Below are 12,119 nucleotides of genomic sequence, written 5' to 3'. Positions count from 1 at the left end.
TAGGGTGGGTGCATGGGCACGACGACGGGCGACCCCTCCGCGCTCGGATCCCTGGCGTCGGAGGACTGGGTCGAGGTCGGCAGCGGTGAGTCGTCCTCCCGCGTCTTCGCGAGCGCGGACGGTGCTCGGTACGCGAAGGTCGCGAGCGTCGACCAGATGGCCGAGCTGGCCGGCGAGCGAGACCGCGCACGGTGGGCGGCCGACCGCGGGGTCCGTGGACCGCAGGTGCTCGGATGGGTCGAGAGCGCGGACGGGGCGGTCCTGACGACCGGCGCGGTGCCTGGAGTGCCCGCCGACCAGGTCCGGCCCGACCAGGTCGGCAGAGCCTGGGCGAACGTCGTGGCCGCTGTCAGGGAGCTCCATGATCTCCCCCTGGACGCCTGCCCCTTCGACCGGGGTCTGCGCACCATGTTGGCTCTGGCGCAGGACGTGGTCGCCCGGGACGCCGTGCACCCCGAGTTCCTCCGCCCCGAGCAGGAGGGCCGGGAGGGCCACCATCTCCTCGCCGAGCTCGCCACCGAGCTGCCCGTGCGCCTGGAGCAGGAGGCGAGCGAGCGGGTGGTCTGCCACGGCGACCTCTGCCTGCCCAACGTCCTGCTCGACCCCGAGACGCTCGAGGTCTCCGGGTTCGTCGACCTCGGTCGTCTCGGCGTGGCCGACCGGCACGCCGACCTCTCGTTGCTGCTGGCGAGCGCGCAGGACACGTGGCCGGACGAGGCCCAGCACATCCAGGACCAGCTCCCGTCGCTCTACGGGTCTCCGGTCGACGCCGACCGGCTCCGCTTCCACCTCTTCCTGGACCCCCTCACCTGGGACTGACGGCGCGCGCGCCGGGCCTCGTCGGGTGCGAGCCCGCGGGGTCGTCGGCACCAGGACTCCACGAGCCGCAAGGGCCGTCGCCGTCCACAGGCCGGGCCCGGGAGGGGCTCGTCCACCGTCGGCGCGGAGCGGGGTGCGGAGCCGGGGCGCGACCCGTCACGGTGTCCCCGATCGCCCGCGACCGCGGGCCACGGGAGAGGAGTCCGGACATGACGGGAACGATGCGGCGAGCGCTCGCGCGCCTGACGGGGACGAGCACGGGACAGGACGGTGAGGCCGGTCTTGCGACCGCGGAGTACGCGATCGCGACGGTCGCGGCGGCGGGCTTCGCCGGGCTGCTCATCGTCGTGCTCAAGAGCGGCGAGGTGCGCGAGCTGCTGCTCGGCATCGTGCGCAGCGCGCTGTCGCTGGGCTGAGCCGTGCGACGGGACGCAGGCGCAGGCACCGGTGCGTGGCGCAGGCTCCGGCCGTGGGTGCTCCGTTCGCGCGCGGTCCGCTCGTGCGAGGTCCGCTCGTGCGAGGTCCGCTCGTGCGGGGTCCGGTCGCGCGACGACCGGGAGCGGGGTGCGGTCACGGCCGAGCTCGCCGTCGCGCTGCCGGCGGTCGTCCTCGTCCTCGTCGTCGTCCTCACCCTCGCCGCGGCGGCGGGCGCGCAGATGCGCTCCTCCGACGCGGCGAGGGCCGCGGCCCGTGCGGCGGCCATCGGCGAGGACGACGCGACCGTGCGCGCGACGGCGCTCCGGGTGGCGGGCGACGGCGCGACCGTCGGCGTGGTGCGCGGCGACCCGTGGGTCGAGGTCCGCGTCACGACGCCCGTCGTCGGCGGGTGGCTCTCAGGGTCGCCGCTGCGCGCGAGCGGCGAGGCCGTCGCGTGGGTCGAGCCATGAGCCGGGACCGGGCCGTGGTCGAGGACGGCCCGACGTCGCGACCGGTGTCACGCGCCGCACGTGCGCCGCAGGGGCGCAGCGGGAGTCACGGTTTGGCCTGGGTCGCGATCGGGCGGCACGACGAGGTGCTCGACGCGGAGCGTGGCGCGGAGCGTGGCGCGGGCACGGTGCTCGTGCTCGGGATCGTCGCCGCCGTGCTCGTGCTCGCCCTCGGCCTGGGATCGCTCGCCCACGCCCAGGCGGCCCGCGGAGCCGCGCAGACCGGCGCCGACCTCGCCGCGCTGGCGGCGGCCACCGCGCTGCGCGATGGCTGGGACCCGTGCGGTCGTGCCCGCGAGGTCGCGGCCCGCAACGCGGTCGCGGTCACCGCGTGCGCCGAGCAGGGCGGCGGGGCCGTCCGGGTCGACGTCGCCACGACCACGGGCGTCACCGTCCTCGGTGTCGCGGTCGGCCAGGCGACGGCCGCCGCCCGCGCGGGTCCGGCAACTGCGCGCTGAACGAGCGCCCGGTCGCGGTGACCACGGACCACGGTGAGAAGGGGTCGGGCGAGTGCGGGTGCCGCGTTGTGGGCGAGCCTCGACCATGTCACCGCGCGTCGTCGGGAACGACCTCGGCGACCCCCGGCGGCCACCGGTGCTACGAGGTGGGCGCGTGGGCGAGGACGGCGTCGAGGAGGCGGACGGCGGCGGCCTTCTCGAGCGGGGCGTTGTACGACCCGCACTTGGGGGACTGCACGCACGCCGGGCAGCCGTCGTGGCAGGGGCAGCGCGCGATGGCGTCGCGCGTGGCGCGCAGCCACGTCGCGCCGAGCTCGTACCCGCGCTCGGCGAACCCCGCGCCGCCGGGGTAGGCGTCGTGCACGAACACGGTCGCCTCGCCGGTGTCGGCGTGCAGCGCCGTGGAGACGCCGCCGAGGTCCCAGCGGTCGCACGTCGCGAGGAGGGGGAGCAGGCCGATCGACGCGTGCTCGGCGGCGTGCAGCGCGCCGGGCAGCTCGTCGGCGTCGACGCCCGCCTCCTCGATCACCGACTGCGGGACCGTCCACCAGACGGCCATCGTCGGCAGCGTGCGCTCGGGGAGGTCGAGGGTCTCGGTGCCGAGGACCTGCATGTCGAGGAGGCGGCGGCGTTGGAAGCTCACCACCTGCGAGCACACGTCGACCGGGCCGTAGCCCCAGCCGACGGGTCCCCACGACCGCTCGACGACTTCGCGCCCCGCCGCGACGTCGCCGTCGGCGGGGTCGTCGACGATCGTGATCGACGTCGAGGACCGTGACCACGTCCCGTGGTCGACGTCCTGGCGGCGCACGAGCGCGACGTGGTCGGCGAGGTCGAGGTGCTCGACGACATAGGTGCGGCCCTGGTGGACGTACACGGCGCCGTCGTGCACGGAGCCGTCCGCGGACGCCGCGTCGACCGTGCCGAGCAGCCGCCCGGTGCGGGCCTCGGCCACCCGCACGGGCGCGCCGCCCGAGCCGCGCAGGTCGGTCATGCCCGTGGCGGGCTGCGCGTGCGTCCAGTACCAGCCGGACGCGCGACGGCGAAGGGCGCCCCGGGCGACGAGCACGTCGAGCAGGCCGCGCACCGCCTCGGGATCGCCGAACGCCGGGAGGTCGTCGGACCGCAGCGGGTTCTCGGCCGCGGCCGCGCACAGGTGGGGCGCGAGCACGTACGGGTTCGCGGGGTCGAACACGGTCGCCTCGAGCGGGGCGTCGAACACGGCCTCGGGGTGGTGCACGAGGAACGTGTCGAGCGGGTCCTCCCGGGCGACGAACGCCACGAGGCCGTCCGCGCCCGCGCGCCCGGCGCGGCCCGCCTGCTGCCACACCGACATGCGCGTGCCCGGCCAGCCCGCGATGAGCACGGCGTCGAGGCCCGAGATGTCGACGCCGAGCTCGAGCGCGTTGGTCGTCGCGAGGCCCAGGACGTCGCCCGTGCGCACCGCGTCCTCGAGCTCGCGCCGCTCCTCGGGGAGGTACCCGCCGCGGTAGGCGGCGACGCGCCGCACGAGCCGCGGGTCGACGACGCGCACGCTGTCCTGCGTCTGCACCGCGACCGCCTCCGCCCCGCGGCGCGAGCGCGTGAACGCGAGCGTGCGCGCGCCCGCGATGACGAGGTCGGCGAGCAGGTCCGCAGCCTCGGCGGTCGCGCTGCGCCGCGGGTGCTCCGCCGCCGCGTCGACCGTCGTCGCGACGGCGGGGTCGTCCTCGCGACGGTCGGCGGGTGTCGCAGGGGGCTCCTCGGAGGGCCCGTCCGCGGAGCCCGCGTCGAAGCCCACGACGACGGGCGGCTCCCACAGCGCGAACGTCTTGCGCCCCGCGGGCGAGGTGTCCCGCGCGACCGTCACGACGCCGTCGGGCTCGACCCCCACGAGACGCGCAGCGCTCGTCGCGGGGTCGGCGGTCGTGGCCGACGCGACGACGAACGTCGGCGGACGGTCGCCCTCGCGCGCGTAGTGCGCGGCGAGGCGCCGCAGCCGACGCAGGACGAGGGACACGTGCGCACCGAACACCCCGCGGTAGGCGTGGCCCTCGTCCACGACGACGTACCGCAGGTCGCGCAGGAGGCGCGCCCAGCCGCGGTGGTTCGGCAGGAGCGCGAAGTGCAGGAAGTCGGGGTTGGTCAGCACGACGTCGGCGTGCTCGCGGACCCAGCGCCGCTCGTCCTGGCCGGTGTCGCCGTCGCACGTCGCGACGCGCACGTCGCGCGTCCCCGCGGCGTCGAGCAGCCGCTGGAGCCCGGAGAGCTGGTCGGCGGCGAGCGCCTTGGTGGGGGAGAGGTACAGCACGGAGCCCCGCCGGGCCACCGACTCGATGCGGCCCGGGTCGAGGAGGCGCGCCGCGGTGTCGGCCCGGACGGACGAGAGCGCAGGCAGCCAGAACGCGAGCGACTTGCCCGACCCCGTGGACGTGGCGAGCGCGACGTGCCGGCCCGACCACGCGGCGTCGGCCGCGACGACCTGGTGCTCCCACGGGCGCTCCACGCCGAGCGCGCGGTACCCCGCGACGAGCGACGCGTCGGACCACGCCGGCCACTCGGCCTGCGTACCCTTCCGCGCGGGCAGCTCGCGCACGTGCAGCAGCCGCTCGTCGCGCCGTCCGCCCGCGCGCAGCACGTCGAGCAGGGCCGCGCTCGTCGGTCGCAGGGAGGTGGGGGCGGGGGCGTGCGGCACGCCTCCGAGTCTCCCACCTCCGGCCCGCCCTGCGGCCGAGCGCCAGGTGCTCAGGACCTCCGGCCCTCGCGCGGCGCGCCCGGCGCGGACGAGGATCGACGCATGGGAGCGGTGCGCGGGGTCCGGGTCGTGGCGACGGCGACGCTCGCCGTGGGGGCGCTCCTGCTCACCCGGCGGATGACCCAGACCTGGGGCACGTGGGAGGGCGAGCACGAGTGCGTCCTCCCGGGCGACGACCTCGTGCCCGACGCGCGCGCCGTCGTCGCGACGCGGGCCGTGTCGATCGACACGCCGCCGGCGGAGGTCTGGCCGTGGCTCGTGCAACTCGGCCAGGGCCGCGGCGGGTTCTACTCGTACGACGCGCTGGAGAACCTCGTCGGCCTGGGCATCCGGAGCGCCGACGCGGTCGAGGAGCGCTGGCAGGGGCTCGCGGTCGGCGACGACGTCCACCTCGCCGACGAGGCCGCGCTGCGCGTCGCGCTCCTGGAGCCGGGCTCGCACCTCGTGCTGCTCGGTGCGCCGGGGCCGGGTCAGCCGGACACGATGCCGTTCCGCTTCTCGTGGGCGTTCGTCGTCCGCCCGCTGCCGCCGGGCGAGGAGGGGACGCCGAGGTCTCGCCTGCTGGTCCGCGAGCGCTACCTCCCGCTCGGCGCCGTGGGCCGCGCCGTCGTCGAGGCGGTGCAGCCGGTGAGCTTCCTCATGACGCAAAGGATGCTGCGCGGCATCCGAGCCCGCGCCGAGCGCGGCCAACGCCGCTACTGACCTGCCGACCACCGCCCGCTCCCTGCTCGACCCGCCGACCAGGCGATCCTGGTCGCTCGACCAGGCGGTCCTGGTCCGTCCGACGCCCGGGACGAGCCAGGACCGCCTGTTCGGCGGGGGCCGGGGGAGGGGGATGGGTCAGCCGCGGAAGATTCCGGTCATTGTGCGGGAGAGGTACCACGGGTCGACGACGGCGGTGAGCTCGCGCGCGGAGTGCATCGAGAGGATCGGGACGCCGACGTCGACCGTGCGGATGCCGAGGCGGGTCGCGGTGAGCGGGCCGATGGTCGAGCCGCACGGGACGGTGTTCTTCGAGACGAACTCCTGGCTCGGCACCCCGGCCCGTGCGCAGGCCCGCGCCCAGGCCGCCGCGCCGTGCGCGTCGGTCGTGTAGCGCTGGTTCGCGTTGATCTTGAGGATCGGGCCGCCGCCCGCGAGGGGGCGGTTCGCGGGGTCGTGACGCTCCGGGTAGTTGGGGTGCACCGAGTGCCCGACGTCGCTCGACACGCACAGCGACGCCGCGAGCTGGCGGTGCCGGTCCTCCCCGGTGGCGCCGAGGCCGGCCGCGACCCGGTCGAGCACGTCCGCGAGGAACGGCCCTGACGCCCCGGAGCGCGACTCGGACCCGATCTCCTCGTGGTCGAACGCCGCGAGCACGGGGATCACGTCGCCCTTCAGCGGAGACTCCGGCGTGCCGGCGACCTCGAGCAGGGCGACGAGACCGGCGTGCACCGAGATCAGGTTGTCGAGCCGGCCCGACGCGAGGAACGCACCGTGCGCGCCGAACACGCGGGGCGACTGCGTGTCCGCGACGACGACGTCGTAGCCCGCGACCTCGCTCGCCCGGACGCCCGCGTGGTGCGCGAGCTCCGCGAGCACGTCGCCGCCGCTCGGTCGCTCGCCGCCGCCCACCGTGTCCGACCCGGCCGGACCGGACGCCGACGCCAGCCCCCACACCGGCTGCGTGTGCTGCTGCTTGTCGAGCGCGAGACCCTCGTTCGCCGCCCGGTCGAGGTGGATCGCGAGCTGCGGGATGCGCAGCAGGGGCCCGGTGCGCACGAGGTGCTCCGCGCCGTCGGACGTCACCAGGCGCCCGGCGAGCTCGAGCTCGCGGTCGAGCCACGAGTTGAGCAGCGGGCCGCCGTAGACCTCCACCCCCGCCTGCCACCAGCCCTCGCGCACGACGCTCGGCCGCGGCTTGAGCTTGAAACCGGGCGAGTCGGTGTGGGCTCCGAGGATCGCGAACGGTGTCGTCGCGGTCGCGCCCGACGGGACCGCCCAGGCGATCACGGCACCGTCGCGCACGACGACGTACCGCCCGCCCGCAGGCCCCTCGCCTTCGCTGCCGGTCGTCGTCGGCCACGCCGCCGTCTCGTCGAGCCGCTCGAAGCCGACTGCCTCGAGACGGCGCGCGACCTCGTGGGCCGCGTGGTAGGACGACGGGGACGCCTCGACGAACGTCGCGAGGTCGTGCGCGTGCGCGAGCGCGCGGTCGTGCGGTGTCGGGTCGGTCACGGGGGTGCTGGGCGTGGACACAGGCTCCACCCTACGCACGCCCAGGAGCGCTCCGTAGGGTGGTCGGGGCCGCCCGGGGCACCGAGCGCCTCCGGGAGAGAGAGGAGTCGGCATGACCTGGGTCGTCCTGCCGGGCCTCGCCCTGACTCCCGAGGACTTCGCGCCGCTCGCCCGGGCACTGCGCACGGTGGAGACCGACGGGCAGGTCGACGACGACGTGCGTGTCCTCGACGCCTGGCGCACCCCCGTCACGGGTCCGGTGGACGCGATCCGTCGTGCGCTAGGGATCGGCGGCTCGCACCCGGTCCGCGTCGTCGGCCACTCGGTGGGCGGTCTCGCCGCGATCGAGTGGACGCTGCGCCACCCGGACGAGGTAGAGCGGCTGGTGCTGCTCGACCCGACGAGCCCGTGGGAGCCGCACGTACCCGCGCTGCACCCCGGCCGCCCGCTCGCCCGTGCGGGGTCCGCCGCCGCCCGTGTCCTCGCGGGCGTGCTCGCGACGGCGGGTCCGACACTCCGCCGGGGAGCCGTCCGGTGGGTCGTGCGAGGTCCGGACCCTCTGGCCGCGGACGCGGCCGGGAGCCGCTACGGTGCCCGCGCGACGTGGCCGATGCTCGCCGACGAGTGGTTCGCGAGCTGGGCGCAGGCTCCGCGCGTGCGCGCCCTGGTCGACGGCGGGCGCCGCCTCCCGCCCGAGGCGCACCCGCTCCTCGTCACGGGTCTGCGGCAGAGCGCGCGGTTCCTGCGCGAGCAGCGCGAGCTCGCCGGACAGCTCGGGATCCCGCGCGTCGGGATCGCGGGCGAGGGGCACCTGTACCCGCTCACGCGGCCCGACGACGTCGCGCGCCTCGCGCTCGGCGCGACTGCGCGGTAGCGGGACTCATCCCGGGCTTGCGGGTCAGCCTCGCGGGACGATGGTGCCGTCGGTGCCGAGCGTCACGGCGACGGGGTCGCCGACGGCCCACGCCGCGTAGTCGGCGCCGGAGCTCGTGAGGACGCCCTGGTAGGGGACGAGGTCGTAGTCGCCGGGAGTGACAGGAGTCGTGAACAGACCGTCCGTGCCGGGGGAGCAGTAGTCCGTCGCGATCGCCTGGGCGCCGAGGTCCAGCAGCTGGTCCGGGGCGAGCTCGACCTCGAGCGGAGACTCCAGGGCGTTCGGGCCGACCGCCACCACGATGCCGTCCCGCACCCAGGCCACCGGCCCGACGCTGGCCACGACGCCGGAGAACCGCTCGCTCCCCGCGTTCGTGAGCGACGTGTCGACGACGCCGGGCTCCTCGGTGGCGAGACCGCGGGTCTCGAGCGTGAGCCCGGGGCCGGCCAGCGGCGCCAGGTCGTCGGCAGACATGCCGCACGAGACGGGCGTGCCCTCGAGCCAGGGCGGCTGGTAGCCGACGACGGGGGAGGGCGTCGTCGGACGGTCTCCCACGTCGATCGAGACCGGACCCGCGACCAGGGGGAGCTCGCCCGTACCGGGCAGCAGCGTCGCCCCGGCGTACACGTCGTACGTGCCCGGTGCGAGGGGTGCGCCGGACTCGCACGAGACGAAGTGCGCACCGATCCGGGGACCGGTGGTGTCGTTCTCCACGGCGGACTCCTGGGACGGGACGACCGGCTCGGCGGGGACACCGACGACCTCCAGCCCGCGCGTGGCGACAAGGTCCACGTCGACGAGCCGCACCGTGTGGCCGGGCCCGACGGTCCCGCCCGTGACGCGGAGCATGCCGTTCCAGCGGTCCCCGGCGGCGACCTCACCGTCGCCCTCGAGGACGACGGCGAAGGCGGGAAGGATCAGGGGTCCGTCGTCCGGCAGAGGGTCGAGGTCGACCGTCGTGCCGCACGCGACGGAGACCGGTCTCGGAGGTTCTGCGGGCAGCGGCTCGCTCGAGTCCCATGCGGGGAGCTGCGTCGCGCCCACGGCGAGCACGGCGACGACGCCGAGCGTCGCGGCGCCGAGCGCTGTCTTCTTGGCCGCGCGCCGTCGTCGGACCTGGGACCGGACGGCCCGGAGCCTCGACGGGACGTCGGCGGACGGCGCGGGTGCGTCGTCGGCCATCGTGCGCAGGGCGTGGGCGAGGGCCTCGCCGTCGTCCGGAGTCGTCTCCCAGTCGTCGCGCGCGTGGTGCGTGGTCATCGTGCTCGCCTCCCGCCGGGGCGTGGTGCGGGACGGGTGCCCGCGTGGTCGTCGTGCAAGGTGGCGTGCATCACCGCCATGGCGTCGTGCAGGTGGCGCTTGACGGTGCCCTCCGCGCTGCCCAGCGCGGCGGCGACCTGGGGAACCGTGAGGTCCTCGAAGTACCGCAGGACGACGCACGCGCGCTGCCGGGGCGTCAGCCCGGCGAGGGCCGCGGCGACGTCGGCGCGCGCGGAGGCAGCCGCCTCGGGGCCGCGCACCGCGTCGTCGGTCGCGACGAGGTGACGCACGCCCGTCCATCGGCGCCGGCGCCGGTAGCCGTCGAGGTAGAGGGTGAGGATCGTGCTGCGCACGTACCCCTCGGTGCTCGCGACGTCCGGCGCGGCTGCGCGTCCGGGTGGGTCCACGCCGAGGTCGACGGTGCGGACGGTGCCGGGCCGTGCGGAGGGCGGCCGGCGCAGCCGGGAGAACACCTTGACGAGCGCGTCCTGCACGAGGTCCTCCGCCTGCTGCGCGTCGCCGCACAGCAGGTAGGCGTAACCGTTCAGCGCACGACCGCGCCGGGCGACCAGGTCGCCCAGCTCGCCGTCCCAGCGTGGCACGTCCGTCCTCCCTCGTCGTGGTCGGGTCGTCTACCGATCACGACGCTCGCCGGGCGAGAACCGTTGGGTAGCAGGTCGTCCGCCGCCGTTCCACGGAGCAGCGGGTGGTCGGGGGAAGGTGTCAGGAGACGGTGAGGAGGACGGGGTCGGAGACGAGCCATCCCTTGTACAGGTCGCCTCCCGTGGTCGTGGCGCCCCACGAGCCGTCCGGCTGCTGGAGGTCGTAGGACGTGATCATCCACGGGTGCACGGCCTGCACGGCGTACTCGCCGGGCGGGAGCGCGGTGCCCGACGGGAGCCCCCACTCGCAGGCCACCGACGCGGACACGACGTGGTCCAGCGGCTCGGTCCCACCCGGCTCGAGCACGACGTTCCCGTCCGAGTCGGTGGCGGGGACCGTCGAGCTGACGATCCGTCCGTCCTGGGAGATGACGTACGCACGCAGCCACCGGAAGTCGACGGTCTCCGTGCGCGCCGTCGGGATGCCGACGACCTGCGCGGAGAGGGTCGTCTCGCCCCCGTTCGTCACCGCCAGGGGGTCCGTCGCGATGTCCAGACGGGCCAGCAGCTCGTCGCCCGTGGGCGTGGGTGCGGTCTGGCCGCACTGCAGGTCTTCGTAGGTCGGCGCGGTGGGGAAGGTGGTCGTGGCGCCGGAGAAGGCGCCGGGGACCTCGGACGTCCCGGGTGCCTCCGCCTCCGGTGACGGCTCGATGACGAAGGGGACCGGGTCGGACACCAGCCAGCCGTCGAACAGCGGTTCCTCCGACCCTGCGGCGGTCACCGGTTCGCCCCACGCGCCGTCACGCTCGAGCGCGTACGACGACACGACCCACGGGACGACGACGGCCAGCTCGTACTCCCCGGGGAGGAGCGACGGCGAGTGCGAGGTGACGCCCTTCGGATCGCACATGGCGAACGAGTCCACGCGGCCGCCGACGTCCATCACCTCCCCCTCGGTGAGGTCGAGCGCGGGCGCGGGCGCCTCGTGGTGCGTCATCGTCGACGACACGACGACCCCGTCCTGCACGATGACGTACCCCGCGTTCACGCGCGGGTCCAGGACCTCGACCCGCGCGGCCTCGTCGACGTCCAGGTGGGCGGAGACGTCGACCAGGCGCAGGGACGTCACGGTCACCGCCGGTTCGTCGATCGTCACGGTCGCGAGCGGGGTGCTGCCCGTGGAGTCCGGTGCGGGCGCCTGGCACAGGAGCGCGTCCGTCGTGACGGGTGCGGGGAACGCGGTCCGATGGGTCGGCGCCGGGCTGGGCGTCGGGTCGGGGCTCGGTGCGGGCGCCGGCAGGACGGGGCGGGGGGTCTCCTCGAGCACGGCGTTCGCGCCGACGCCGACCGCCGCGACGACGAGCGCGGTCGCGGCGCCGACGAGGATCGCGCGCCGTCGCCGTGCGTGGCGCACCCCGTCGCGGACGCGTGCCACGGTCGTGGCGTCGTCCGTCGGCGGGACGACCTCGTGCGCGAGCGTCCGCAGGACGACGTCGAGCTCGACGGGGCCGTGGTTCGTGGGGCCGTTCATCGTGCACCTCCCTGAGCAGGTGTGGCGGTCGTCCCGGACGGCGTGACGGTGAGGTCGTCGTCGGCGGCCCGGATCGGCCCGAGCCTGGTCGCGAGCTTCGCGTTCGCGTCGCTGAGGTATCGCTTCACGGTGCCCTCGCTGATCGACAACCGGTCCGCGACGTCGCGGATGGTGAGGTCGGAGAAGTAGCGCAGGACGACGCACGCGCGCTCCCGGGGCGTCAGCACGGCCAGTGCCGCGAGGACGTCGACACGGGCCTCGACGACCGGCTCGACACGGTCGGTACGGTCCGGTGAGGTGACGAGGTGGCGGACGCCCCTCCATCGCGTCGTCCGACGGGTGCCGTCGACGAAGGTGGTGACGATCGCGCGGCGCACGTAGCTCTCGGCCAGCTCGAAGTCGGTCGCGGCCCGGCCGCGGCGGAAGGTCCGGAACAGGGCGTCCTGCACCAGGTCCTCCGCCTCGCAGAGGTTGCCCGTGAGGAGGTACGCGTACCCCACGAGGGCTCGACGCCGCGTGCGGACGATCTCGTCCAGCACCTCTTCCCACCGCGCCATCGCGACCGCCTCCCCGCTCCCTGTGAACACTCTCGACCTACTCAACGTCCGGGTCGAGAGATCGGTTGGGGCCCGGTGAGCGTCGACCCCCCGGGCGAGGCATCGAGCGGGTTCTCGGTGCGTGCTTGTGACGTCCTGCAC

At 75.6% G+C, this 12,119-nt stretch carries 12 protein-coding genes; 6 read left to right on the top strand and 6 right to left on the bottom strand.

Going from position 1 to position 12,119, the window contains the following annotated elements; translation table 11 throughout:
• The first annotated feature begins 12 nt into the window (after positions 1–12).
• The 4 genes from FIC82_RS18265 (at position 13) to FIC82_RS18250 (ending at position 2,203) form a co-directional block, all read left to right on the top strand.
• Complete coding sequence (locus tag FIC82_RS18265; protein WP_154799428.1) at positions 13–819, top strand: aminoglycoside 3'-phosphotransferase; 807 nt, start codon at positions 13–15, stop codon at positions 817–819.
• Between the two features lie 209 nt (positions 820–1,028).
• Positions 1,029–1,235 (top strand): DUF4244 domain-containing protein, encoded by a 207-nt coding sequence (locus FIC82_RS18260; RefSeq protein ID WP_154799427.1) that lies wholly within the window; start codon positions 1,029–1,031, stop codon positions 1,233–1,235.
• Between the two features lie 57 nt (positions 1,236–1,292).
• Positions 1,293–1,706: a TadE family type IV pilus minor pilin gene (locus FIC82_RS18255; protein ID WP_253691271.1), complete on the top strand. Its 414-nt coding sequence runs from the start codon at positions 1,293–1,295 to the stop codon at positions 1,704–1,706.
• Positions 1,703–2,203: an Rv3654c family TadE-like protein gene (locus FIC82_RS18250; RefSeq protein ID WP_154799426.1), complete on the top strand. Its 501-nt coding sequence runs from the start codon at positions 1,703–1,705 to the stop codon at positions 2,201–2,203. Before FIC82_RS18255 ends, FIC82_RS18250 begins: the two co-directional genes overlap by 4 nt.
• Before the next feature lie 139 nt (positions 2,204–2,342).
• Here the strand turns inward: FIC82_RS18250 and FIC82_RS18245 are convergent, their stop codons facing one another.
• Positions 2,343–4,877: a DEAD/DEAH box helicase gene (locus tag FIC82_RS18245; protein WP_216609934.1), complete on the bottom strand. Its 2,535-nt coding sequence runs from the start codon at positions 4,875–4,877 to the stop codon at positions 2,343–2,345.
• A 102-nt stretch (positions 4,878–4,979) separates the two neighbouring features.
• Here FIC82_RS18245 and FIC82_RS18240 point away from each other — a divergent pair, with 102 nt between their 5' ends.
• Positions 4,980–5,639 carry an SRPBCC family protein gene (locus tag FIC82_RS18240; RefSeq protein WP_216609933.1) on the top strand — a complete coding sequence of 220 codons (660 nt, stop codon included), beginning with the start codon at positions 4,980–4,982 and terminating at the stop codon, positions 5,637–5,639.
• Between the two features lie 138 nt (positions 5,640–5,777).
• Here the strand turns inward: FIC82_RS18240 and FIC82_RS18235 are convergent, their stop codons facing one another.
• Positions 5,778–7,175 carry a M18 family aminopeptidase gene (locus tag FIC82_RS18235; RefSeq protein WP_253691270.1) on the bottom strand — a complete coding sequence of 466 codons (1,398 nt, stop codon included), beginning with the start codon at positions 7,173–7,175 and terminating at the stop codon, positions 5,778–5,780.
• Between the two features lie 91 nt (positions 7,176–7,266).
• Between FIC82_RS18235 and FIC82_RS18230 the strand changes: the two genes are divergently transcribed.
• The gene (locus FIC82_RS18230) at positions 7,267–8,028 is read left to right on the top strand and encodes an alpha/beta fold hydrolase (protein WP_154799424.1); all 762 of its coding nucleotides are present in this window, start codon (positions 7,267–7,269) and stop codon (positions 8,026–8,028) included.
• A gap of 24 nt (positions 8,029–8,052) precedes the next feature.
• Here FIC82_RS18230 and FIC82_RS18225 read toward each other — a convergent pair whose 3' ends face one another.
• The 4 genes from FIC82_RS18225 to FIC82_RS18210 form a co-directional block, all read right to left on the bottom strand.
• The gene (locus FIC82_RS18225) at positions 8,053–9,288 is read right to left on the bottom strand and encodes a serine/threonine-protein kinase (protein WP_154799423.1); all 1,236 of its coding nucleotides are present in this window, start codon (positions 9,286–9,288) and stop codon (positions 8,053–8,055) included.
• The gene (locus tag FIC82_RS18220; protein ID WP_168732082.1) at positions 9,285–9,890 is read right to left on the bottom strand and encodes an RNA polymerase sigma factor; all 606 of its coding nucleotides are present in this window, start codon (positions 9,888–9,890) and stop codon (positions 9,285–9,287) included. Before FIC82_RS18220 ends, FIC82_RS18225 begins: the two co-directional genes overlap by 4 nt.
• 121 nt (positions 9,891–10,011) lie before the next feature.
• The gene (locus tag FIC82_RS18215) at positions 10,012–11,421 is read right to left on the bottom strand and encodes a hypothetical protein (protein WP_154799422.1); all 1,410 of its coding nucleotides are present in this window, start codon (positions 11,419–11,421) and stop codon (positions 10,012–10,014) included.
• Positions 11,418–12,008: a sigma-70 family RNA polymerase sigma factor gene (locus FIC82_RS18210; protein ID WP_253691269.1), complete on the bottom strand. Its 591-nt coding sequence runs from the start codon at positions 12,006–12,008 to the stop codon at positions 11,418–11,420. The genes FIC82_RS18215 and FIC82_RS18210 overlap by 4 nt, the downstream gene beginning before the upstream one ends.
• Positions 12,009–12,119 lie beyond the last annotated feature (111 nt).

This window comes from Cellulosimicrobium protaetiae, from assembly GCF_009708005.2.
In the GTDB taxonomy this organism is placed as follows: domain Bacteria; phylum Actinomycetota; class Actinomycetes; order Actinomycetales; family Cellulomonadaceae; genus Cellulosimicrobium; species Cellulosimicrobium protaetiae.
Note: the sequence above shows the minus strand (reverse complement) of the source record. Positions and strands in the feature narration are given on the sequence as shown.

Excerpts from the sequence above, each read along its gene's own strand:
- FIC82_RS18250 (WP_154799426.1), top strand. The coding sequence starts at position 1,703 with ATGAGCCGGGACCGGGCCGTGGTCGAGGACGGCCCGACGTCGCGACCG.
- FIC82_RS18260 (WP_154799427.1), top strand. The coding sequence starts at position 1,029 with ATGACGGGAACGATGCGGCGAGCGCTCGCGCGCCTGACGGGGACGAGC.
- FIC82_RS18265 (WP_154799428.1), top strand. The coding sequence starts at position 13 with ATGGGCACGACGACGGGCGACCCCTCCGCGCTCGGATCCCTGGCGTCG.
- FIC82_RS18240 (WP_216609933.1), top strand. The coding sequence starts at position 4,980 with ATGGGAGCGGTGCGCGGGGTCCGGGTCGTGGCGACGGCGACGCTCGCC.
- FIC82_RS18225 (WP_154799423.1), bottom strand. The coding sequence starts at position 9,288 with ATGACCACGCACCACGCGCGCGACGACTGGGAGACGACTCCGGACGAC.
- FIC82_RS18215 (WP_154799422.1), bottom strand. The coding sequence starts at position 11,421 with ATGAACGGCCCCACGAACCACGGCCCCGTCGAGCTCGACGTCGTCCTG.
- FIC82_RS18230 (WP_154799424.1), top strand. The coding sequence starts at position 7,267 with ATGACCTGGGTCGTCCTGCCGGGCCTCGCCCTGACTCCCGAGGACTTC.